Annotated in this window: 22 protein-coding genes; 9 read left to right on the top strand and 13 right to left on the bottom strand. The window is 39.2% G+C overall.

Annotated features, from left to right (window positions below; genetic code table 11):
• Nucleotides 1-297: 297 nt before the first annotated feature.
• On the bottom strand, nt 298-942 hold the full coding sequence (pyrE, locus tag AAEU30_RS19515) for an orotate phosphoribosyltransferase (protein WP_087533049.1): 645 nt from the start codon (nt 940-942) through the stop codon (nt 298-300).
• Between the two features lie 22 nt (nt 943-964).
• Nucleotides 965-1,678 (bottom strand): ribonuclease PH, encoded by a 714-nt coding sequence (gene rph, locus AAEU30_RS19510; RefSeq protein WP_058560283.1) that lies wholly within the window; start codon nt 1,676-1,678, stop codon nt 965-967.
• A 177-nt stretch (nt 1,679-1,855) separates the two neighbouring features.
• On the opposite strand from rph, the gene AAEU30_RS19505 reads away from it, so the two are divergent.
• Nucleotides 1,856-2,716, top strand: coding sequence for a YicC/YloC family endoribonuclease (locus AAEU30_RS19505; RefSeq protein ID WP_290209522.1), 861 nt, complete (start codon nt 1,856-1,858; stop codon nt 2,714-2,716).
• 555 nt (nt 2,717-3,271) lie between these two features.
• Here the strand turns inward: AAEU30_RS19505 and AAEU30_RS19500 are convergent.
• Nucleotides 3,272-3,439, bottom strand: coding sequence for an IS4/Tn5 family transposase DNA-binding protein (locus AAEU30_RS19500; RefSeq protein WP_421961985.1), 168 nt, complete (start codon nt 3,437-3,439; stop codon nt 3,272-3,274).
• A gap of 73 nt (nt 3,440-3,512) precedes the next feature.
• Nucleotides 3,513-3,839 carry a hypothetical protein gene (locus AAEU30_RS19495; protein WP_421961984.1) on the bottom strand — a complete coding sequence of 109 codons (327 nt, stop codon included), beginning with the start codon at nt 3,837-3,839 and terminating at the stop codon, nt 3,513-3,515.
• 52 nt (nt 3,840-3,891) lie between these two features.
• Here AAEU30_RS19495 and AAEU30_RS19490 point away from each other — a divergent pair, with 52 nt between their 5' ends.
• The 3 genes from AAEU30_RS19490 to AAEU30_RS19480 all read left to right on the top strand — a co-directional run bounded on the left by AAEU30_RS19490 (nt 3,892) and on the right by AAEU30_RS19480 (nt 8,444).
• Complete coding sequence (locus tag AAEU30_RS19490) at nt 3,892-4,248, top strand: DUF5522 domain-containing protein (RefSeq protein ID WP_421961983.1); 357 nt, start codon at nt 3,892-3,894, stop codon at nt 4,246-4,248.
• A 171-nt stretch (nt 4,249-4,419) separates the two neighbouring features.
• Nucleotides 4,420-6,852, top strand: coding sequence for a TonB-dependent receptor (locus AAEU30_RS19485; RefSeq protein WP_421961982.1), 2,433 nt, complete (start codon nt 4,420-4,422; stop codon nt 6,850-6,852).
• Between the two features lie 50 nt (nt 6,853-6,902).
• The gene (locus AAEU30_RS19480; protein WP_421961981.1) at nt 6,903-8,444 is read left to right on the top strand and encodes a tetratricopeptide repeat-containing sulfotransferase family protein; all 1,542 of its coding nucleotides are present in this window, start codon (nt 6,903-6,905) and stop codon (nt 8,442-8,444) included.
• Here the strand turns inward: AAEU30_RS19480 and AAEU30_RS19475 are convergent, their stop codons facing one another.
• Both AAEU30_RS19475 and AAEU30_RS19470 read right to left on the bottom strand, forming a co-directional pair.
• Entirely contained in the window at nt 8,445-9,290 is an 846-nt protein-coding gene (locus tag AAEU30_RS19475; RefSeq protein WP_421961980.1) for a sulfurtransferase, read from the bottom strand.
• Nucleotides 9,291-9,429: 139 nt separating this feature from the next.
• Nucleotides 9,430-9,879, bottom strand: coding sequence for a capsular polysaccharide export protein, LipB/KpsS family (locus tag AAEU30_RS19470; protein WP_421961979.1), 450 nt, complete (start codon nt 9,877-9,879; stop codon nt 9,430-9,432).
• A gap of 471 nt (nt 9,880-10,350) precedes the next feature.
• Between AAEU30_RS19470 and AAEU30_RS19465 the strand changes: the two genes are divergently transcribed.
• Nucleotides 10,351-11,355: a glycosyltransferase family 9 protein gene (locus AAEU30_RS19465; protein WP_421961978.1), complete on the top strand. Its 1,005-nt coding sequence runs from the start codon at nt 10,351-10,353 to the stop codon at nt 11,353-11,355.
• On the opposite strand, the gene AAEU30_RS19460 is transcribed toward AAEU30_RS19465, so the two are convergent.
• The 5 genes from AAEU30_RS19460 to AAEU30_RS19440 all read right to left on the bottom strand — a co-directional run bounded on the left by AAEU30_RS19460 (nt 11,356) and on the right by AAEU30_RS19440 (nt 17,089).
• The gene (locus AAEU30_RS19460) at nt 11,356-11,772 is read right to left on the bottom strand and encodes a group I truncated hemoglobin (RefSeq protein WP_421961977.1); all 417 of its coding nucleotides are present in this window, start codon (nt 11,770-11,772) and stop codon (nt 11,356-11,358) included.
• On the bottom strand, nt 11,772-12,605 hold the full coding sequence (locus AAEU30_RS19455; RefSeq protein WP_421961976.1) for a DUF3034 family protein: 834 nt from the start codon (nt 12,603-12,605) through the stop codon (nt 11,772-11,774). The genes AAEU30_RS19460 and AAEU30_RS19455 overlap by 1 nt, the downstream gene beginning before the upstream one ends.
• Nucleotides 12,592-14,907: a bifunctional diguanylate cyclase/phosphodiesterase gene (locus tag AAEU30_RS19450; protein WP_421961975.1), complete on the bottom strand. Its 2,316-nt coding sequence runs from the start codon at nt 14,905-14,907 to the stop codon at nt 12,592-12,594. Before AAEU30_RS19450 ends, AAEU30_RS19455 begins: the two co-directional genes overlap by 14 nt.
• A complete protein-coding gene (locus AAEU30_RS19445) occupies nt 14,897-15,559 on the bottom strand; it encodes a methylamine utilization protein (RefSeq protein ID WP_421961974.1) in 663 nt (220 codons plus the stop codon). Before AAEU30_RS19445 ends, AAEU30_RS19450 begins: the two co-directional genes overlap by 11 nt.
• A 420-nt stretch (nt 15,560-15,979) precedes the next feature.
• Nucleotides 15,980-17,089, bottom strand: a complete 1,110-nt coding sequence (locus AAEU30_RS19440) for a phosphoribosylaminoimidazolesuccinocarboxamide synthase (RefSeq protein ID WP_421961973.1) — start codon at nt 17,087-17,089, stop codon at nt 15,980-15,982.
• Between the two features lie 212 nt (nt 17,090-17,301).
• On the opposite strand from AAEU30_RS19440, the gene AAEU30_RS19435 reads away from it, so the two are divergent.
• From AAEU30_RS19435 to AAEU30_RS19420, 4 genes are read left to right on the top strand one after another with little or no spacing between them, the layout of a single operon-like run.
• Nucleotides 17,302-18,375 (top strand): CDP-glycerol glycerophosphotransferase family protein, encoded by a 1,074-nt coding sequence (locus tag AAEU30_RS19435; protein WP_421961972.1) that lies wholly within the window; start codon nt 17,302-17,304, stop codon nt 18,373-18,375.
• 17 nt (nt 18,376-18,392) lie between these two features.
• Nucleotides 18,393-19,082 carry an ABC transporter ATP-binding protein gene (locus tag AAEU30_RS19430; protein ID WP_421961971.1) on the top strand — a complete coding sequence of 230 codons (690 nt, stop codon included), beginning with the start codon at nt 18,393-18,395 and terminating at the stop codon, nt 19,080-19,082.
• The gene (locus AAEU30_RS19425) at nt 19,079-20,380 is read left to right on the top strand and encodes an ABC transporter permease (protein ID WP_421961970.1); all 1,302 of its coding nucleotides are present in this window, start codon (nt 19,079-19,081) and stop codon (nt 20,378-20,380) included. Before AAEU30_RS19430 ends, AAEU30_RS19425 begins: the two co-directional genes overlap by 4 nt.
• A 10-nt stretch (nt 20,381-20,390) precedes the next feature.
• On the top strand, nt 20,391-20,891 hold the full coding sequence (locus AAEU30_RS19420) for a DUF3299 domain-containing protein (protein ID WP_421961969.1): 501 nt from the start codon (nt 20,391-20,393) through the stop codon (nt 20,889-20,891).
• Between the two features lie 503 nt (nt 20,892-21,394).
• Here AAEU30_RS19420 and AAEU30_RS19415 read toward each other — a convergent pair.
• Both AAEU30_RS19415 and dgt read right to left on the bottom strand, forming a co-directional pair.
• Complete coding sequence (locus tag AAEU30_RS19415) at nt 21,395-22,063, bottom strand: primase 1D-like protein (RefSeq protein WP_421961968.1); 669 nt, start codon at nt 22,061-22,063, stop codon at nt 21,395-21,397.
• Nucleotides 22,050-23,579 carry a dGTPase gene (gene dgt / locus AAEU30_RS19410; RefSeq protein WP_421961967.1) on the bottom strand — a complete coding sequence of 510 codons (1,530 nt, stop codon included), beginning with the start codon at nt 23,577-23,579 and terminating at the stop codon, nt 22,050-22,052. Before dgt ends, AAEU30_RS19415 begins: the two co-directional genes overlap by 14 nt.
• Nucleotides 23,580-23,671 lie beyond the last annotated feature (92 nt).

Below are 23,671 nucleotides of genomic sequence, written 5' to 3'. Positions count from 1 at the left end.
AAATCTAAACTCAAGTTTTACTCGACTTACTAAGTGACTTGCTTGCCTCGCTAAGCGTTGCCTGCTCTGCCGTCTCAGTGGGGTCGCATTATAGGGAGAACAGATTTTTACGCAAGCGTTTTTTAAAGAAAACTTGAAATAAAGTACTGTTCGCTCACTATTCATGCCAAACACTACAAAACCTATACTTAATTTACGTTTTCATAACCTTATTAAGTAATTTAATGTAAAAAGCCCAGTGAAAATCACTGGGCTTTTTACTTGATAATAATTAGATGACAGTTGAACAATGCTTAATTAAGCGATGCCGTATTGTTCTCGGTATGCTTTAACTGCTTCTAAATGTTCATCCATTGTACCTTTGCTTTCAAGGTAACTAATAAGATCAGCTAGTTTCACAATAGAAATAACCTTAGTACCGAAGTCACGTTCAACTTCTTGAATAGCTGATAACTCTGCTTTACCTTTCTCTTGGCGATCAAGTGCGATTAATACACCACTTAAGTCTGCACCATTTTGCGCAATGATTTCCATTGACTCACGAATAGCAGTACCTGCGGTTATCACATCATCAACTAACATGATTTTTCCTTTGAGCTCAGAGCCTACTAATGTACCACCTTCACCATGCGCTTTTTTCTCTTTACGGTTAAAGCAATAAGGCACATCTTTATTATGATGATCAGCCAACGCTACGGCTGTGGTGGTCGCAATTGGAATACCTTTATATGCTGGGCCAAATAAAACATCATAATCGATTGCCGCATCTTCTAAAGCTGCAGCATAAAAACGGCCAAGGCGAGCAAGGTCACGGCCAGTGTTAAATAAACCAGCATTGAAAAAGTAAGGGCTAGTACGGCCTGATTTTAAAGTAAACTCGCCAAATTTAAGCACCTGCTTTTCAAGTGCAAATTCAATAAACTCTATTTGATAATCTTTCATTACTATTAAACCTATTACTTTATTAAGCGAGTGCTTGCTTTTGCACGTCAATAATTTCGCGAATTGAATGTTTAGCTAGAGTTAGCAGCTCATCAAGCTCGTCAAACGAGAACGGTTCACCTTCGGCTGTACCTTGCACTTCGATGATTTTTCCCGTTTCAGTTAGAATCACATTCATGTCTGTTTCAGCATCAGAGTCTTCTAGGTATTCTAAATCACTAATCGCTTGGCCTTTATAAACGCCCACAGAAATTGCAGCGATCATGAATTTAAGTGGATTCGAGTTGATCATACCTTTGCTACGCATATGAGTCAGTGCATCGACTAAGGCAACACAAGCACCACTGATAGATGCAGTACGCGTACCGCCATCGGCTTGAATTACATCACAGTCGATTGTAATCGTGTTTTCACCTAATGCTTTTAAATCAACCGCAGCGCGAAGAGAGCGTGCGATTAAGCGTTGAATTTCCATTGTACGACCGCTTTGCTTGCCTCGCGCCGCTTCACGACCATTGCGAGTATGGGTTGAGCGCGGTAACATTCCGTACTCGGCAGTGATCCACCCTTTACCTTGGCCTTTCATAAAACGCGGTACACCTGATTCAACTGTAGCTGTACACAGTACTTTAGTATTCCCAAACTCAACCAGCACAGAGCCTTCGGCATGTAATGTATAATTACGTGTAAATGTAACCGGTCTAATTTGGTTAGGTGTTCTTTCGCTTGGACGCATTAACGATCCCCTTAATTCTGAATTTGACATATTATAAGTATATATAGCGGCAGATGCCATGGTGAATTGTAGAAATGCTATAAGCAAAAACAACATCAACAAAAATTTCCGCTAGAGCTTATGCAGTGATACGGTATAATCAGTTCAATATTGTTTAAATAAACTAGGAAACCATCCATGATCCACAGTATGACAGCTTACGCGCGTCGCGAAATAAAAGGCGATTGGGGCACTGGCACGTGGGAAGTACGTTCAGTTAACCAACGTTACCTTGAAACTTTTATTCGTGCGCCTGAGCAATTTCGTGGCATGGAGCCCGTTATTCGTGAACGCTTACGTAAGCACTTACAGCGCGGTAAAGTTGAAGTATTCTTAAAATTTGTTGCCAACCCTGCTCACGTTGGTGAGCTTTCAATAAATGAATCGCTTGCTGCGCAACTTATAAATAGTGCTAAATGGGTGCAACAACAAAGTAATGGTGACATTAACCCTGTTGATATCCTGCGTTGGCCTGGTGTCATGGAAGCCGAAGAACTTGATATGGACAGCGTTAACACCGCCCTTATTTCAGGTTTTGATCAAGTTATCGAAGACTTTAAATCTGCTAGAGCTGATGAAGGTGCAAACCTTGAAGAAATGATAGCCACACGTCTTGATGCTATTTTAGAGCAAGTTGCTGTTGTAGAAACCCACATGCCTGAAATAGCAAAATGGCAACGTGAAAAATTAAATCAAAAGTTAGAAGATTTAAAAACCGATATCGATGAGTCTCGCTTAGAACAAGAGCTAATTTACCTTGCCCAAAAGCAAGATGTAGCTGAAGAACTAGACCGCTTAAAGTCGCATGTGAAAGAAACTAAAAAGATCCTTAAAAAAGGCGGTGCATGTGGCCGTCGTTTAGATTTCATGATGCAAGAGTTCAACCGTGAAGCAAACACCCTCGCCTCTAAATCAATCAACAGCGACATCACCAATGCAGCGGTAGAGCTAAAAGTATTGATTGAGCAGATGAGAGAGCAGATCCAAAACATCGAATAAGTTCCTAGGTAGAAAGTTACCCGTCCAAGAATGCCTTAGAAGCCCTGTATTACCTTGTGAGGAGCATTGAAAATAAAGGGCTTTTTCATTTTCCCAGTCCAAACCGGTTTGCAGATTTCCGTTACCTACGACCTGTTTTGTCGTGGGCAGAATGATAGGCAGCCCCCTCATTTTGCTCAATAAGCGTTTTGCGGTGAGAAAATCGGTGGTGAGCAACCATTATTACGCCCTCCATTATTTCAGAAGCTATGGAGTAAACATGGGAAAGTTCACAGCAAAACAGGTTACTGTATACAGCAAAGCCGCCCAAAAAATATTCAGACGGTGAAAGCCTATACTTTTGCGCTAGCAAACAGGGCTCACCTAACTGCATGAGCGGCTCTGTTGTATACCGTAAACACTTTAACTTAATCGGCGTAAAGCTGACATCTAAACTGGCTGTTCGTGCTTTTCTTCCGCCTCTTTGCTGAATTGACTTCACCTAATTCATCACATACGGAATGTTTATAGCTCAGCCCTGTTGCATCTTAAAGAGCGAGCACGAGTGACCGCTCTCTAACTATGTTGTCTGTGTAGGCAAGATGACATTAATGACTTACTGGCATTACTTTCTAAAGAAGCACTTATACTTACCAGACGTTTAGTGAGACGAAGATCATTAAGCTTAGCTTTACTGAAAATAAGTTGCGCCCATTCGAGAGATTCATTGCTTAGCGTATTCATGACCTAACTTTTTTGTTTATTAGATCATGAATCTAAGAAAATAGAATCTTCTGTATAAGAGACAGGCTGACGGCTAGATTTTCAATAATCCAACCAACCTCTCAATTTTACTAGTATCCAACTCGCCCATTTGTTCGCTGTTGCTTAAGGCATAAATTGCGCCTTCCACGGCGCTGTGATCGATGTCGGTTCTTGATTCTATTACATTAGCCCACAGTTCTAGGTCGTCTAAATCTATTTCGCCTGCAATGCAACGTTTAAGAACATCAAGTACGCTTTCGAGCGTTAATATGTAAGCAGGGCTTTGTTCATCTACTAGTGATGAAACAATAATACCAACTGCCTGCTCCTTATTTTTACCAAAGGTGACAAATTCTGCTAGCGCTTGTGCTCTGTTCATATTTGTTTATCTGTTATTCTAATAATGATTTTAAAAACTGAATGAAAATTAAATGACAACTTTAGCCTGTTCACAATGCCAAACCACGCTGACATGTAATGTTGATAACATTAATGCCTGTTGGTGCAATGAACTCCCCGCTATTTTACCCTTTGATAACACAACCACCAGCTGTTTATGTAAAGAGTGTACGTTGGTTAAAATTAATCAGTTTTTAACTACCTTGTATGACCAACCTTTAAAAGAACAACTAGCTTTTGCTAAACGCTTTCAAAGCAATGCCAACCTGATAGAGAACCTCGACTATGAAATGCAAAATAGCTATATGGTATTCACTCGTTGGTTTTTCTTAAAACGTGGAAAATGCTGCCAAAACAACTGCCAAAATTGCCCTTATAAAAAACCATAGAGTATTTATTCAAAATAATTACATAATCTTGCAAATAACGCATGACTAAAAGAATAAAAATACACTATAATTAGATATAAATTCACTTTATATCTAATTAATTTTGTTTAAAAAATCACTCAACTTTGATTTTAAAGCATAAATTAACTGTAACTTATTCGGAATAAAAACATGAACACCTTTAGGCCAGCACTTCTTGCATCAGCTGTTTCTGCTATTTTATTTAATAGCCAACACCTTGCAGCTGAAGAATCAACAACCCAAGCAGACAAAGCTATTGAGACTATACAAATCACAGCTACTCGTCGCGCCGGTTCAGTGCAGGAAGCACCTCTTAATATTACAGCTCTTGATGGTGATGTGATTAAAGATCAAAACATTGGTGATCTTGAAGATGTGGCCCGCTGGGTTCCAGGTTTAACTATTTCTGATCAAGGTGGCCGCGAAGGCTCTCCTATTATAGTTCGTGGCTTAAATACCAATACTTCTGACCGTATTTCTGACGGCGGCACTGTTGCAACATACGTAGGCGAAATTCCACTGAATATTGATTTACGCTTAACTGATGTTGACCGTGTTGAAGTATTAATAGGCCCACAAGGCACACTATATGGTGCTGGCACATTAGGGGGAGCGATTCGTTACTTATTAAAGCAGCCTGAGCTTGATATTACCGAAGGGCAAGTAACTGGCGATGTTTTTAGCATAGATGAAAGTGATGGCACCGGTGGTGAATTTGGTTTAGTTTTTAATACACCACTGATTGACGATGTATTAGCAGTGCGTGCCAGTGTAAATTATTACACAAACCCAGGTTATATAGATTATAACTACGTGGTACAAAACCCTGGTGTATCAAACCCAAATCCTGACTTTACTAATGAGCAAGACGTTAGCGCTAACTTGCGTAGTGTGAATGATGTGAACGATGAGCAAATTACCACAGGGCGTTTATCACTGCGTTGGCAAGCAAACGAAGATATTGATGCCACTCTTAACTACTTTTATCAAAAACAAGAGAACGGCGGCAATTCAACATCGCAATATAATTCATTAAGCGATAGCAGTGCGTTACAAGGCATGGTTGGGCAATATGAAAATGCAGCCCGAGTGCTTGAGCCTGGTGAAGAAGAAAACGATTTACTAAGCTTAGAAATTAAAGCTGATTTAGGCTTTGCTGAACTTGTATCTGCATCTGGCTGGTCAAGCTACGAGCAATCAGGGCAACGGGATCAAACTGACTTGCTTTACGACATTTGGAGCGGTTACGCGGACTTCCCAGCCTTTGTTGGACAAACACTAGATACATCTACACGTGATAGCTTTACCCAAGAGTTGCGCTTAGTCTCTAACTCCGACAGTGCTTTTAACTGGATTATAGGTGGTTACTACAACAAACTAGAAACTCATTCTGATGATAGAGAATATACGCCAGGCTTAACTGAGTTTTGGGGTGGTGGTATTCCAAATGTACAAGATGACCTTGAGTATATTTTAATTAGCGATTCAGAAACCACTGAAAAAGCACTCTTCGGTGAAGTTGGTTATGCTTTTACTGAGCAATTTAACGTAACCCTAGGTGCACGTTTTTATGAGTACGATGTATCAACCACATCAGGCTCTGCGACCCCACTGTATTCAGGTGACTTTGCATCTCTTGATGATTTAGCAATGGAAAATGTTAGCGCTAGCGACAATGGTAACCTATTCAAGTTTAACGCCAGCTACACGTTTGATTCTGGTGTGCTAGCCTACTTTACAGTGAGTGAAGGCTTTAGAATAGGTGGTGGTAACGGTATCGCACCTTGCCCTGAGGTACTACCCGAACAACAAATTGTTTGTGCATATCCAGATGAAGAAGATTACGAGCCAGATACTACGGTAAACTATGAGCTTGGTTTTAAATCAAGTTGGTTTAGAAACCGTCTTCATTTTAACGCAGCATTATTTAATGTTGATTGGAATGATGCTCAAGTTGGCTCTGCTACTGTCAATGGTCAAGAGCTTATTACGTCTAATGCCGGTGCAGCAAACTCAAAAGGTGTGGAAATTTCATCTCGCGCAATGATTGCTGATAACTGGACTGCCTACGCCACTTATGCCTATGCAAAGGCTGAACTAACTGAAGATGCACCTGGTTTGTTAGGCATACTAGGCGAAGATTACGCACAGTATCAAGCATACTATGATGGTGCTGATGGCGCTCGCTTACCGGGTGCGCCTGAACATCAATTTTCATTCGGTTTACGTTATGAGCAAGATGTATTGAATGATAAACTGCTGAGTATCAATTACGGTATGACGGCACAAAGTGACACCATCACTAAAGTTGGCTTAAAAGCGGATGGCGAAACATTAGCCGGTTATGCACTAAGTAACTTATCAGCCAAGCTAACAGGTGATATGTGGTCTGCGACTCTCTACGTTGATAATTTATTCGACAAATACGCGTTTACCTCAGTACGTCGCGATAAATCTTGGGCTGGTATGGCTAAGTACGAAGAGTTGAATAAAGAATTACCAGACTTACAACGTGTATACGGCCACTACACAACGGCGCCTCGAACTATCGGGATGAAGTTTACTTATAATTTTGAACTGTAAGTAAATTAACTTTATAAACAAAAGCCTTGGTGTTTTACATCAAGGCTTTTATGCTTGTGACTATGCAACTAACATCAGCTCAAACTCAGCTTCAACGCCATATTGACCAAGCAATTGCGCAAGGTAAACTTAATGACGCCCACCATTTATTAGTAAGCAATATAAAAAAGACCCCAAACGATCATTTTAGTTATTTTTTATTGGCACAAGTAAATTTAGCCGCGGGCGATACTAGTAAAGCACAAAAGCTACTCGAAAAAGCACTGAATATTACCAAGCATCCTTTATATATTGCTCACTTAGCAAAGCTTGCTACATTATCAGGCCAATTAAGGAGTGCTCAGCATTATATTGAACAAACATTAAAGAGTGAACTTGAAGATGCTACGTATTATGACCTTGTGGCCAACGTACTGACTCGGCTGGGGCAATACGAAATAGCTCTCGTTTGGCAGAAAAAAGCTTTTGCATGTCAGTCATCAAATCCGCAAGTAACTTATAATTTGGCGGTCGGTTACAAAGTGATGGGAGAGTTTGAAAAAGCTCGTGATTTACTACAGCAATTAATTACTCAGTATCCCTCTTATTTTCAAGCTCATTATTCTCTAGCGGAGTTAAATAACTCACACTCAGCAAAAGCCCATTTAGCGCAGCTTACAACCTTAGTTAAAAGTAAGCTATCAGCGCAAGACAACCACTATGCGCAACATGCTATGGCACTTAATTATGAACACTTAGGTGACTTTAAAAACGCTTACAATGCGTTTATCGCCAGCAAAAAGAACATTAACCAACTTGTAAAATATAACGCAGATCAACACAGTCAATTTTGTCAACAACTTATAAAGCTTAGCCAGCAATTCTCCAACACTCAAACTGATAACGACTTTGCACCAATATTTGTTGTCGGCATGCCTCGTTCAGGCACCACACTAATGGAAAAAATCATCAATCAGTCTGCAAAAGTACAAGGCGTTGGTGAGCTAAATGACATTGCTCAACTTTGCCAAGGGAGCAATCAACAAGTTTTAAATAGCGATGTTTTAATAAACGCCTACAATAATAAACACACTATTGAGCAACTTAATAATTATCAACAGCGCGTTAGCCAATTAGTGGCCCCGTCATTACATTGTTGCGATAAGCAGCCATTTAACTTTTATTATATTGACTTAATTTTAGCTGCATTTCCGCATGCTAAAATAATTTGTATGCAGCGGGGGCAACAAGATACCTGTATTGCAAATTTCCGTCAGCTTTATAACCCTGCCAGTGCTTTTCATCATTACAGTTATGATTTAAAAAATATAAACCGTTATTACTATGACTACTGTAACCTAATAAATCACTTCACGAGCACCTATAAAGACAATGTCCTGATCATGCAATATGAAGAGTTAGTAACTGAACCTGTCAGTAATACGCAAAAGGTATACGCTTTTTGTAATTTAGAATGGCAAGCAGACTGCTTAGACTTTTATAAACAACAAAGCCCCTCTGCTACAGCCAGTAAAGTGCAAGTGCGCCAACCGCTTAATCGTAAAGCAATTAACTATTGGCGCCACTATGACTTTGCAGTAAATACGCTGTAATTATAAACGCTTAGGGCAAGGCCCTGTTTCGATAGGAAGCTCGTCTCGTGCGCCCCACTCACTCCAAGAGCCATCGTAAACATGCAAGTTTTGATAGCCACACTCACTAGCAAATAACGCTAAAATGCACGCTGTGACCCCTGAGCCACAACTAAATTGCAATGTGGTCTCGCTATCAATGACTTTCTCAAAAGCAGCTTGAATCTGCTCAAATGATTTAGCTTCTCCGTTATCAAGTAGTTCACAGTATGGCATCGCACAGCTATTGGGTATGTGACCACTGCGCATGCCTTTTCGCGGCTCTGCCATTTCGCCTGTATAGCGTTTGTAACTGCGTGCATCCAATAGCAAAACGTCGTCGTTATCAATGCCATTAAACACCGCTGCGGCGTCAATAAAGTAATCGGCTCTGGGTTTGGCAACAAAGTTACCTGTATGGTGATTATGGCTGTATTCAACTTGAGTCAGGTATCCTAAAGACTGCCATTTGGCTAAACCACCGCTGAGTACTTTAACGTTATCAAAACCCATAGCTTTAAACATCCACCAGCCGCGCGCAGAGCTAAACAGGCCTTCATCTTCATAGATAACCACCAACGAATCTTGGTCGACGCCCATAAGCTGCATTTGCTGCGTAAATTGCGCAGGATTACACATAGTATGAGATAAACCGCTGGATAAATCCGCGAGTTGCTTTTTAAAATCAAAACGTTGTGCATTGGGTAACTTAGCGTCTGGCTGATACCTCCCAGGTAAGCCTGGGCGCACTATACCCGCATCAAAAATAACAAGTTTTGTATCGTTTATGTGCTCTTTTAACCACTGACAAGTTACTACATTCTTCATTGTTATCCTTTACGTTATTCAGTTGCTGCGAAAAAACATCTAACCCTATAAGACGTTCTTCGACAGCCTTAGCATGCTCTTTTGAGCAATCTTGCCACCTTCCTTCAATAGTGTAAACACGCTTTAAATAACAAAAAAACTAATCTCGTAACGCCAAGTTTAGTTGCCAACCTTGATCCAGTTGCAATAAGCGCTCAAATAGCTTTTGTCTATTATTTGCATGTAAAACTAAATCATCAATGTTGTAACATGCCTGACCAAGTGTAATTACCTGCTTTGCTAATAACAGCGCTTCTAATCCTACGGTTGAATTGATAGTGATTACAGCCTGTGCATTTTCGATTAAATCAGTAGTTGCATTGCCGTTTGCAAATATACCTTGAGGGTGCTTTTTGTATAAGTGTGTATAATGCTTATGCCACGATGGATGCTCTTTAAAAACCACTTTTAAATCAGGGTCATTTAACTTTTCTATAGCGTTCATTACCTCACTGTAAAGCATTTCCATTGAATTCAACCAAGGCGAGTAACACACAACTTGCGTATCATGAGGAACCTGAAACGGCACAAAAATATAACGCTTTGGCAATTTACTTTTAATAAATTCTTTGCGCTTTTTATGATTTGCTCTAGGGATTAAATTTACATCTTCAAGGTTAAAGTGACTTGGCAGCTTAAAAGGTACCGAAATACCCTATACCTAAGGGCGCCCATTATATGTATTTCTCTCTTCCAATATGTGAAATAAGATGCTTGCAGCACCGAACATATAAGTTTTTCATGAAGTGAATAAATGTTCCATCGAAAAGACAGTAAAACAAAAAGTACTTAAAAGTTAAGTTACAATATAATTTTGCAAAAAACTGAACACTAAAATTATTTGCAGCAACATATAATCGCCTATAATCCTTTACAGGCCTTTTACTCTGGTATACTTTTATAGGTTAATTCTTTAACACTATTGATGAGTTATTAATTATAATGAAATGCTGGCGCCAAATAGACTTCATAAACTGACGTTGGTACAATAAATTTTTTATAAAGACCTCAAGCTCAAGTAATGAGAAATAACTCCCTAGAAATAAAGATTTCAGTTACTGGCACGATCCTCGTAGTACTTCCCAAGTTTATTGGTGATGCAGTTAATTGCACCCCTGCACTTCAGTTGATTAAAGAAAACTACCCGAATCATAAAATTTCACTCCTGGTTAGGCCTCATTTAGCCGAGCTTTTCAAAAGAGATTCGCGCTACTCAGTAATTATTGACGAGCGTTTTAATAGCTCCAAGTCCATTTCAATGCTAGCTCAAGCCAAAATATTAAAATCAGAAAGAATTGAATTAGCCTTTATCATGCGTAATTCTTTATCTGAAGCTATGTTATGTTTTTTAGCGCGTATTAAATACCGTGTAGGTTATGCTAAAAACGGTCGCTCGCCTCTGTTAACACACAGCTTGATCCTCAACCCTAACCATCACTATATTTATCGCTATTGCAGACTTATTAATGAACCCCTTGGTAACCCATTTTCAACGATACCAAGTACTTCTTTAATGACAAATGAGAGTGAGTTGATAGGATGTACCAATAATAAAAATATTGGGATTTATTTTGGAGGTAAAAATAAAGAGTTGCGTCATTACCCTTTAAAACTTGCTCTAAAAAGCCTTGAGATAATTGCTAAACAAAATGATTGCTGCTTATATTTATTTGGTGATCCAACTGAAGTCGAAGATGTAAAACAACTACATGAGCAACTCATTAAGCAAAGTATAGACTCTAAAATGCTAGCTGGAAAAACATCAATAGCATCAATGGCCGATGCTATTGGTACTTTAGATTTAATGATAAGTATTGACTCAGGGCCCATGCATATTGCAGCGGCGCTTAATGTACCAATAATACCAATTGTAGGTCTAGGCACATCACCATGGAGCCTGGTCGCACCTAAAACCTTAAACCAAATAGCATTAGTTGCAAATGGCTCTCAATTACTTGAAGGCGATATCATTAAAGAAATAAATCCTAAAGATATCGCCGATGCCACTAAAAAATTATTAGATTAATCAAATATTAATAATCTCAGATCTTAGTGGTGCCATTTTCGCCAAAACTTGATTTTGTACCGAATGGCTGATGTGTTGCTCATCCATCGCATTAATTAATAAATCCACCACCCGATTAAAATCTCGTTCGCTAATATGCATTCCAGTATGAATATCAACCATATTATCGCCTTTATATTCACAGGGGCCATTTGTTATTGCGCATAAGTGAGTAATAAAGCCCGCTCTAAAGTGAGCAACATTGGCGTGCGTAAAATAAGGTAAGATGGTGTCGTCAGTGCCTATTTGATTAATAAAGCTATCAACCAAACGTTCAATGCCCTCTTGGCCATCCAGTTGCTGATATAAACTCAGCTTTGATGCTGATGTACATGCCATAAGTGTGGATAATAAAAGTACAAAGAAAAGGTTTTTCATTACCAATAACCTGTGACAGATAAATACCAACCTGTTTGATCTTCTGCACCTGCAATGCGGCCTAAATCAAGCCATGCAGCCGTCACACTTACATACTTATTAGGCATCCACGCTATAAATAAGTCCTGCCAATCCTGCTCACCTAAACCAAGATTATTAGACTTTTGCCGATACTCAATACCCACCGCTATTTCACGACTGAAAAATACCGCAGTACTGCCTTCAAATAAAACGTCTTTATTTTTACCGACTCCACCGAAACCTAATAAACCTAGTTGATTGGCATCACTGTAGCGTGTGGTTATGTTCCAAAACCAGTTATAACCGGCAATAGCGCCTAAATGTAGCTTACTTGCCGCTAAATAAATATCAGTCCCGCTGGTGTCTTGTGCGCCAAGCAATGTAGCAACAGTGCCATCTTCTAGTGACTTATGCTGTACGCCAATACTTAATTGTGGCCATTGACTATAAACAATATCACCATAAACTCTCACCTTAGCTGATGTGATTGACTGCTCGATTTGTGTATCGAGTGCTGGTACATCAAATTGTTGCTGTGCGTAACTAAATTCAACACGGTTAAACAAGTTAACTTGAGCACCACATACATCTAAACTGTAATCAGTAACATCTGCTCGGCTGCAAAAGCCGTTTATAGCAAATTCGTCATCACTGGCATAACCAGCTAACTGCGCCCAAGGTACAATACCACCTCCCGCACTGCCCTCCACTTGTGACACTCCTGGCGTAGCTAATAATTTACCTTGCGCAGCAAGAGTATGAAATGAATAAACACTTGTTATTAAAACTATGATTGCTTTAAGCGGGTTCATTATATTGCTCCAACCAATGCTCAAATACATCAGCTTTTAAGGGCCTACTTAAGTAATAACCTTGTACATGATCACACTGCATCGCTTTGAGTAACTCTAACGAGCCCTCGGTTTCAACTCCTTCAGCCACTACCGAAAAGCCCAACTGATGACCAAGTGTAATAGTTGATTCGACAATAAATTGATCTTTTTTCGATTCGTCTAGCTTTAAAATAAAACACTTATCCAGCTTAAGCTCATCGATTGGTAACATTTTTAATCGCCCTAATGACGTTTGCCCTACCCCGTAATCGTCCAGCGAAATTTTAACGCCAATGGCTTTCAAGCTCTCTAATGCTTGAATGCCTTTTTCTTCATTTTCAATCATATCGCGTTCAGTCAATTCAATAGTGATCAACGCAGGTGCTACCGAATGATTCTTTAATGTTTTTACTAGGTTTGCGTGAAAGCCTGGGTAAGCAATATCTTGAGCCGATACATTAATAGCCGCCTGCATAGCAATACCCTTTTGCTTCCATAAGTCGACTTGCGTCACAACGGTACTAATAACCCACTCAGTTAACTCAACGATGAGTCCTGACTGTTCAGCAAGATCAATAAATAACTCAGGTGATACCCAGCTGCCGTCTTTTCGTTGCCAACGGATCAAAGACTCAACTTTATCAATTTGTTCCGTGGCAATATTTAATTTGGGCTGATAGGTCATAAATAACTGCCCATCATCATCACTGATCGCTTGTTTAAGCTCATCGATCATGCGTAGGCTTTCAAGATGCTCTTCATCTTCACCATCTTGATAGTAATGAATATTTTCATGTTCAGTTGATGCACTATCAACAGCAATTAACACTCGACGGATCAAGTCATCGGCTTGCAGCCCTTGCTCTGGATAATTCACAACCCCAGCACTAAAACGTAAACTAATATTTAATTTTTGAATTGTGTAACAAGCCTGTAACTGGTCCATTAGACCTGGTATTCCACACTTTATATTTTGGCTGGTTAATGTAGGAAACACAGTTAAAAACTCATCCCCTCCGATACGTGCATGAAAGCCACCTAATTCATCAGAAAACTCGGCAATACGACACGCAACCGCTTTTAAACAGTCATCCCCTACTCTTGGGCCAAGTTTATCGTTTATATGACGTAGACCACGAATATCAATTGCGACTAAGGTGTACTGTTGAGTTTCCTCAAGAGACTCATTTAACACCTCAAGCATCGCGGAGCGATTATAAAAACCAGTTAACGAGTCATGTTTTGCCGCAAAACTAATTTGCTGTTCACGCTCGTTGATATCGTTACCCATGTTTTTAAAAGCATCAATAAGCGTTTTTATTTCATTGCTTTGCTTATTACTCATTGCGTCAACACTGTAATTACCGCGGGCGAACTGGCGAGCTAAGTTCGCCAATTGCGATAAAGGCATGGTTAAATTTTTTGCTAATAAGCTACTGGTGATAATACCGATTACAATAGTTAAGAAAGCTAAAAATATCAGCGTAAAAAATAGCCGTTCAAACTCAGTATAGCTTTGTGATAAATCAGCACTCAATAATACATTTACAGGACGCTCTTTCAATGAGGCTAAATGCAAATCACGATTACGATAGATAGGTCGCTCACCAAACAAACGTGAGGTCGTTGCCTGATGAAAATAACTATTTGGTACAAAAGGGGTTGGTCTAGACAATAGCGAGCTACGAATAACACCATCGCTTTGCGCAATAAAGCTAACATCCATGCTTGTCAGGTTTTTTAGCTCTGTTGCTACGTCGTCACTGATTTGAAAGCCAACCAAACTATAAGCAACCGTTCTAGGTGCTTTTACTGGCAGTAATATAACTTGATATAACTCACCTTCAAGTACCACAAAACTTGATTGCTCAGAGTTATTAAGTAGCTCGGTCATTAACTGCTTAAAATCATTACTAAACGTCTGGTTAGGCTTATTTGATGAAATTAACTCACCCGACAAATCCAACAGCAACATTACATCAGCATTAATACGCTGGCTATGATTGTATAAGGCACTGCTGATAGTATCTGCATCGCGTGTCGCTACAGCCTGTTTAAAGCCAAAATCTGATGTTAAAACCTTTGCCGCGGTTAATAATAGGCTTTCTTTCGCCGTTAAATATTGTTTGTATACATTCTCGGCAACGTTTATATCCTGAGTCACTTTATTTTCATTAAATTGACTCGTTGACCACCAAAAACTAGCCAAGCTAACTACTGTGGTTAATAACACCAAGCCGACACACAGTATAATAATGCGGTTTTTTAAACTATTGGTCATTCTCAGCCTTAAACTTATTACCAAATGTATTACGTTGCACAGGGGTATCCGTTTTAATCACAATAGCTAAACTGCTAACAGCATTTTCAGTAATGCTTAATAGCGCTTTTTCTTCAAGGGGTAGCGATTGCAGAGGATGCCAAAGGCTAATTTTCACAGGTAATCGGCTCTGCTCTATACGCACGATACCATTTGCATCACTTTGGTAAGTATAAGGACTACTTGCTATATAAATATAGCCCACCATAGAATCATGAATATTACAGCCAAGCACCACAATACCATCATTTTCAAACTCAACAGGCTGTTCTGGTTGTCCTGAGTACAATTTTAATTGAAATGGTTTAGCCTTCGAAAATGAATAAACGTGGTGGCGAATGTTATCACTATTGGGAAAGTTAACTTGCTGTCCCTGCTGGGCAACAAGTAAAGTCGGTGAAAAATGTTTATCTATTTGATCCATAATCAACACAGGTAAATCACCTGCAACAGCTTGATTATTCTGCCCGAGTAGCTCAACAACAGAGTTAGCTAATGGCTGGCCATGTTGATCCGTTATCTTAAGGGTAATATCAGCAGCAGAGATAAAGCAAGAGAATAGCAAAAGACCCAATGCCGCTATGTATTTAGTCACAATCCCCTGCCAAGCCATTTTATACCCTTGGATACACGAAGTACCATGTTTAAAGTTTTTATTAGGTTTTACTTAAGCTAATTAAACTGTGCTCTGTAATGCAACTATATACCCAAACCACCTAAAGATGCGAGTATCAGTTGAAATTAAAAGTGATTTAGGCAAGGCATTGATTGCAAGTAATAGTGGTTCTATTGTTAAAATCAATAACGCAGTATAAATCGCTTTTAAACCAACCCGTTGGGCGTTTCACAGGAACTTACTCTCATCGTTGTTACTTATTAAAAGGGACTGCCATTGTTGCAAAGTAACGCCTTGATATTAAGCCCCTGTGAAGCGCTGAATTCTGCACCTTGAGGTAGTTTGGGTATAAATGCCCAATTACACTAAATAATAGTAAAAAATTAGGCTTTTTAAAGTCACTTAACTACCAACTCATTATAAAGACTTAGTAATTAATCCATATTGCTCGTCTAATATGGCAATCACTTCACCGCGAGGATCCGCAGGGATAGTGATATCAGTACCGACAATTTTACTTGCAATACCAACATAAGTATCAGAAACAGCAAGCATGACAGACTCTGGAAGCACGTATTCTTGCGCTAGAGTTTCACGTTCATCCATACGGTCTTTATTTAGTAATACATCACTATCTGGCACATTGTTGATCAATAACTGGCGGAAACCTTCTTTTGAGTTTTCAACAATTTTACCATCTCGATATGCTGCTCCGTCCCAAATGCGTGATGAATCAGGTGTACCCACTTCATCGATATAAATCAGCTTGTCTGTACCATCTACATCTTCTACATAACCAAACTCAAATTTGGTATCAACAAAAATTTGGTCAAGCTTCGCAAGCTCTGCACTTATTAAGCCAAAGCCTTCTGTTAATAACTTTTCGTATTTAGCCACATCATCTTCAGACTTAAAATTAAAGACGCCCAAGTTATTAGTGATATTCTCACGCGTGATATTTACATCATCCACTTCAGGGATGTCTGCTACGCCCGTAATGATCCCTTTTGTAGAAGGAGTGATTAACACGTTATCTAACTTTTGGTTAGCCGTTAGCCCTTCTGGCAGCTCTAAGCCACAAAAATCACGTATGCCTTTGCTATAGTCACGCCACATGCTGCCTGTAATGTATTGACGCGCTATCGCTTCAACTTTAACTGTGCTCGCTTTACGTACAATCCACACATACGGGTGAGGAATATCAACAATATGGTTACCCGCAAGGCCAGCTTGATCAAATAATTTAAACCAATGCGATGCTACGCTATTTAATGCAATTCCCTTACCTGGCACACCATTTAATCCGTTTTCACCTTGCCAAATACAATCAAACGCAGAAATACGGTCAGAAATCACCATAATCGCAAGCTCAGTTCCTTTTGGCACCTTATAGCCTTTGTCGCTAATCAAACGTGCACTGTCTTCGTCTGTTAACCAGTAAACAGAGCGTACTTTACCACTGTGAACAGGGCCTTTTGTACGAATTGGTAAGTCATCGTTTACGTCTAAAACTTTATAGCTAGTCATGCTATCTCCGGATGTATGGCATGCCCATAGTGAGCATAAGTGTGGTATTGGGGTTATAAGGTGCTAATAATAATCGAGACGAGCCAAAAGCTCAATCTCTGCTCTTTTATACATAGCGTATAAATAAGAGCTAAAGGGGTATTCCAGTGTAACTTTGCTGTCATAAACAATATAGAGTTATAATATGGGTCTATTTATTGGGGGGACTATACTTGGACTATTTAACAGCAACTAAAAATAAAAAATACTTGATGTATATTTCTCAAAATTATTCTTATGCTATTTTGCGGCCATTACAGCAAGAAATACTAGCTCAAGGAGGTGAGGTAAAGTGGTTTTTGGAAGGAAATGAAGTTACATCTAGCTTCTTGAAAAATAATGAAGCTCAGCTATTAACGATTGAAGAAGTTATTAGGTGGTCTCCAGATGTGTCATTCGTCCCAGGAAATGTTATACCTCCTTTCATCCCAGGTATAAAAGTAGGTCTTTTCCATGGGTTCAATTCAGGCAAACGAAATCGTAAAGGCTTTGAAGATCACTTTAATATCAGAGGATGTTTTGATTTATATTGTACTCAAGGCCCTAATACAACATCAAGATTTGAACAACTGTCAAAACAATATAAGCACTTTGCTGTAAAAGAAACTGGTTGGCCTACATTAGATCCTCTATTTAATCCAGACACCAAAAGTATCTATACACAGCCTGATGATAAAAGAAAAACACTATTAATTTGCTCAACATTTTCAAGAAACTTATCTCTGGCACCGAGGCTTTACCAAACAATAAAAACTTTTAGTGAGCAAGGTAAGTGGCAAATTCTAATGCAGTTCCACCCTAAAATGCCAAATGAGTTAGTCTCTAAATATCAAGCTCTTGAGAACGAAAACCTAACTTTTATTGAAACAGATAATGTATTACCCCTTTTAAAAGCTGCTGATGTCATGCTCTGTGATACTTCATCAATTTTATTGATGTTTATTTTACAACGAAAACCAGTCGTCACTTTTTGCAACCAAAACCCAGGAAAACACCTTATTGATGTCACTGAACCTGAAAACGTAGAAGCTGCCATTGAGCTTGCTTTATCTCATCCTGCTCAGCTAATGGACGATATTGAGTCTTTTTGTCAGCAGCTTCATCCATACCAAGACGGCCTGTCGAGTCAACGTGTACTTGCAGCATGCAATGAATTAGTATTAACAAATCCAAAACTTAAGCCCAAACCGCTTAATTTAATTCGAAATTTAAAGATGCGTAAAAAGTTAAATTATTGGCGTTGGTAATAATTATATAGGTTTTTATGATCACACTTAACAATGTACTTTTCAAATGGCACAAGCAACAAGCAAAGCCCACGCTTAGCATAGCGGCATTAAACATTGCAGATGGCGAACATGTTTTTTTACATGGGCCGAGCGGCTCTGGTAAATCAACCTTATTGTCATTGCTTGCTGGGATCAATACTGCCAACTCAGGTACCGTAAAACTATTAAATACTGATTTAGCAGCCCTGAGTAACCGCAAACGTGATGTTTTTCGCTCTGATCATATAGGCTATATTTTTCAAAATTTTAATTTACTGCCTTACCTATCACCACTTGAAAACGTGATGCTAGGTTGCCAGTTTTCAAAGCCACGCCAAAAAAAGGCGCTACAACAAAGTGCCTCTTTAGAGCAAGAAGCCGCACGGTTATTAACTGCGCTTGGCCTCACAATGGAACACCACCAGCAAAACGTAGCAAATTTAAGTATTGGCCAACAACAGCGAGTTGCTGCCGCACGCGCTTTTATTGGCAGTCCAGAGCTCATTATTGCCGATGAACCGACCTCTGCACTGGATGCAAATAACCGCACAGCATTTATTGAGCTGTTATTTGCTCAGGCCAGTATAGCCGGTAGCACCTTAGTATTTGTTAGCCATGATGAAAGCCTGCAAACACTGTTTAATCGCTCAATCAGCCTAAGTGATATTACGGAGCAAGCACAATGATATTGATTAAGCTTGCTTATAAAAGCCTGCTGAACCGCCGTGGCAGTGCTTTTTTAACCCTGTTTACCATTGCCATTAGCGTAATGCTGCTACTGAGTATTGAGCGTGTACGCGTTGATGCCAAAAGTAGTTTTAGCAATACAATCTCAGGCACAGATTTGATTGTTGGCGCCCGCACTGGCGATATTCAATTATTACTGTCGTCTGTATTTCGCATTGGCCACACAAACAATGGTGTAAGCTGGCAGAGTTATCAATTTATCAAGCAGCAACGGGGGGTTGCGTGGACAATTCCATTATCCCTTGGTGACAGCCATAAAGGCCAAGCCGTACTTGGTACCAGCTTAGATTATTTTACACATTACAAATATGGAAAAAAACAATCACTAACATTCACCCAAGGCGCAGCATTTAGCCATTTAAACGAAGTAGTAATAGGCAGTGAAATCGCCAGCAAACTAAACTATCAGCTTGGCGATAAAGTGGTTATTTCACATGGCATGGGCAATACTAGCTTTCATCATCACGATGAAAACCCATTTACCGTGGTCGGTATTTTAAAAGCCACAGGCACACCGGTTGATAAAACCTTGCACATTCCCCTTGCTGCCATTGAGCTAATTCACGGCGGGGGTCACTCTGAGCATGAGCATGAGCATGAGCATGAGCATGAGCATGAGCATGAGCATGAGCATGAGCATGAGCATGAGCATGAGCAGCATAATGACAACCTAACCGGAGAGCCAAAACAAATTACGGCCTTTTTAATGGGCTTTGACTCGCCTTTATACACCTTGCAAGTACGTCGTAATATTAACCAATATAAACCTGAAGCACTTTTGGCTATTATGCCTGGCGTAACATTACGCGAGCTGTGGGAAATGCTCTCAATAGTCGAAAAGATCTTACTCTTATTTTCATCCATTGTGGTACTAGTGAGCCTGCTTGGCATGTTAACCACACTATTAGCCAACTTAAACCAACGCCGTCGTGAACTGGCGATTTTACGCTCTGTAGGTGCCAGACCTTGGCACTTGTTCTCGCTTATTAGTATAGAATCACTCCTTATCACATTGTTTGGTTGCCTATTAGGGTGCGGTTTATTTTATAGCTTGATGAGCATCGCCGCAGGTTTTTTACAAAGCCACGGGGGTATCTCAGTCACAATCAGTATGCTCTCCCACTATGAACTAGTGTTGATCGGCGCTATTATGGCGGCAGGTTTTATCGTTGGCCTTATTCCCGCAACGCGTGCTTATTTCTACTCACTGACCGATGGCATGAGCATTAAAATTTAAGAGGAACACCATGCAGTACATTCAAAAACTTAGCTTTGTGAGCTTAGTTATTATTAGCTTAGCAGTGAGCTTTTTAGCTCATGCTAACGCGCCAAAAGAAATATTTTGGGAAGACCTGATCCCCCAAGGGCATGTGCAAATTGATACCCAAGACCAAGCTAGCCATGAAGGCAGTGAGCAAAACTGGGTGCAACCCGATCTTGATGCACCGGTGGTAAAAGAGCTCGACGGCCAATCGGTGAGTTTACCGGGTTTTGTGGTACCACTTGAAGGTGACAGCGAAGTCATCACCGAGTTTTTACTGGTACCGTATTTTGGTGCTTGTATTCACGTACCACCACCGCCACCTAATCAAATTGTCCACGTAACAATTAAAGGCGGCGTACCAATCGAAAGCTTATATGATGCGATTGTTGTCACTGGCATCATCAGCACAGAAACATGGAGTGGCGACATCGCTCAAGTTGGCTATAAAATAAAAGCCGTAGGCGTCGCGCCGTTTGAGCTTTAAAAAAGCTTAAAACACAAAAAAGCCCGCAGCGTTAACTGCGGGCTTTTTTGTTAAATGAGTGAGTCAGCCTATAAGTGAACAGGGAGACTTTAGCGATTACTTACAAATCAATACGTTAAAGTTATTAGTGATTATATATATGTAAAATTTGGCACAGTATTTGGCACACTTCTAATTACTTCAAGCTTATTTTTCGAACGAAAAATATAGGTTCAAATTAAAACAACAAAGAGAGTTAAAAAAGTAGAATATTTCGTAATAAATAAGAACTAGCAAAATAATGGTGATCATGAGATTCACAATAAAAGTACTGGCTGCTCGTTTTTGCCTGAGCTTGAAAATCAGATTCCTCTTGGAAACCATCAATCATGCTCTAGCGCAGTTTTAAAAGCAAAAGACAAGTGGCCTGAACATAAAACAAACGGTTGTTATTACTGCTGTAATGCTTGTCACTCGAATTAAATGCAAAGGGGGTAGAAGAGTACCCCCTTTGCATCAATTAACTAAAACCTGGTTAGAGATGGAGGTGGAGGTGGAAAATGATCACCCACAAAAAACTGTGTTCCAGATACAAAACCGCAGTGTGTAGGAAACTTTTTATAATGAGAAGTATTCTTGCTCCACCTTAAAGCGGAATAGCCCCCCATAATTCTGTGGCCCACCCACCTTTCATCAATCAGTTTATAACCACTTGGTTTATTTAATAGTAATAAACTTCCCATAAACTGTAACCACTGCTCATGATTTAAAAGTCTATTACCATATGCATGATAGGAACGACCACTTGAGAATATATTAAATCCCATCTCCCAATAATTGCATAGCTCTTTAAGCATACCTGATGCTGAAGGTTCAGCTCCTTTAGACCCAAAGTCAATCATTGGTAAATGTAATATCTCTGAGTTTAAATATAGCTTTGAATGAAAGGCAAGTTCGTAATCAGAATCAAGGTTAACCAACTCTGTCAACAAGTTAGTCTCATTCAAGTCTAAAGCTGATATAGAGAACTCTTGCCTATCATCTTTGAATGATTGTGGTTCATAACGATATCTACTCAGGTTAAGCGTAATTAAGTTATTTGAATAAGTCTCGATAACTTGTCTAACCCAAAATATCGGGTGACGACTTAGCTTCACCCGTTTTGTTGAGCCATTAGGATCATTTGCTAACATTTATACCTTTCACCATTTGAAAAAACTCCATCGAAAATTGATCCGTCATTCCAGAAACAAAATCAATTATTAAATGTAACCTTAACTTCCACTCAATCTCATTATTTAGCTCGCGTATTCGCTTTTCAAACTCATTGTTAAGATTCGCACTATCTCGATCGCACTTTAGCTCAAAATCAGGAATTGATGAGCTTAAAATTGCTGCTTTATATGCATTTAAATGTTTTTCTGGTAACCGATTAAATAATCGCCTCTGCCTATGTAACGTCTCTTGTTTAATTCCATCAAAATTATTATTTAACAAATGAAGAAAATGCTCTTTCTTAAGCTTAAGAATACACTCAAATTCCTCAAGAATTCCTAAAATAATTTTGAAGCCAGATAGCTCCATACATTCGGCTTCTTCTGATGTAAATAAGTAGTTACCAGTATATACCTTTAGTACTTTAAGCAGGTCGTAACTTAAAGTATCTTTACAAACCAGTTCCTCTTTTTCTCTAAAATTAACTATACTTTCATAGTTAGTAACAAACTTTTCAGCTACAGAGTCAACTAAAAAATTAGACAATTCTGTTTTGAAGCTCAAAAATATACCTATAGTGTTACCTTTAGTTCCCTCAAGTTTGTCTATTAATGTTTTACAAATTTTCGGATTGTTATACTTTTCTGCAACCTCAGTTAAACCATGTACCACTTTTTCTTTAAAGTGATCCATATTTATGATCTTCTTTTCTATCCCATCTTCAATATCACTAATACAATAGGAAATATCGTCAGATGCCTCCATTAAAAAACCTAGAGGATGTCTACTATGCTCAGGCATCCCTAAACTTTTCCAAGCCGACTTAATTACTTCCTCTTCAGTACTAAAGTAGCCAATTTTTTTACTAAAAGGAGCGTTTTCATTTTTTGTTTTCTCAGCCGAACTATAAGTATATTTTAAAAACGCAGCTAACTGGGTATATGTTAAGTTTAGACCGTAAAACCCATCATCCCCCTGTAATTTTGTAATAATTCTAAAGCCTTGTGGATTACCATCAAAATGAGTGAGATCTAAAGTTAATGACTTCCTTATACCTTCATCTTTAAAAAGGCTTTCAAACCAGTCTTTTTGAGCTACCGATTCTGCCCATTCTGATACAGCGGCCTCGCCAAAATGACCAAAAGGAGGGTTTCCAATATCATGCATTAAGCAAGCAGTTTCTACTATATTTGATAATGAAAGACTGTTTATGTCCCAATACTTTTTGGTCTCATCAGGCATTTCTGATTCAGCTATTTTTTCTAAAACCCTAGCAACTATATATCTACCGATATGAGAAACTTCAATAGAGTGAGTCAATCTAGAACGAACTGATGAATTACTTTCTAAAGAAAAAACTTGAGCTTTCTGTTGAAGTCTTCTAAACGCAGCAGAATAGATTAATCTGGCACGATCACTTTGGGTAGAAGCAAGCAAAGAGTCATGTTGAGCCGTTGAAGTTCTATGTCTTACAGTTGAATTTAAATTTTCCATTTCATCTACTTATTATAATTAAAATAACCATACATTTAATTTAATAAGCATACATAACTTACTCTAAAATTAATATTCAAAACGCCTAAGTA

Source organism: Pseudoalteromonas mucoides, from assembly GCF_049257175.1.
Taxonomy (GTDB): domain Bacteria; phylum Pseudomonadota; class Gammaproteobacteria; order Enterobacterales; family Alteromonadaceae; genus Pseudoalteromonas.
This window is presented reverse-complemented; position numbering and strand designations above follow the sequence as displayed.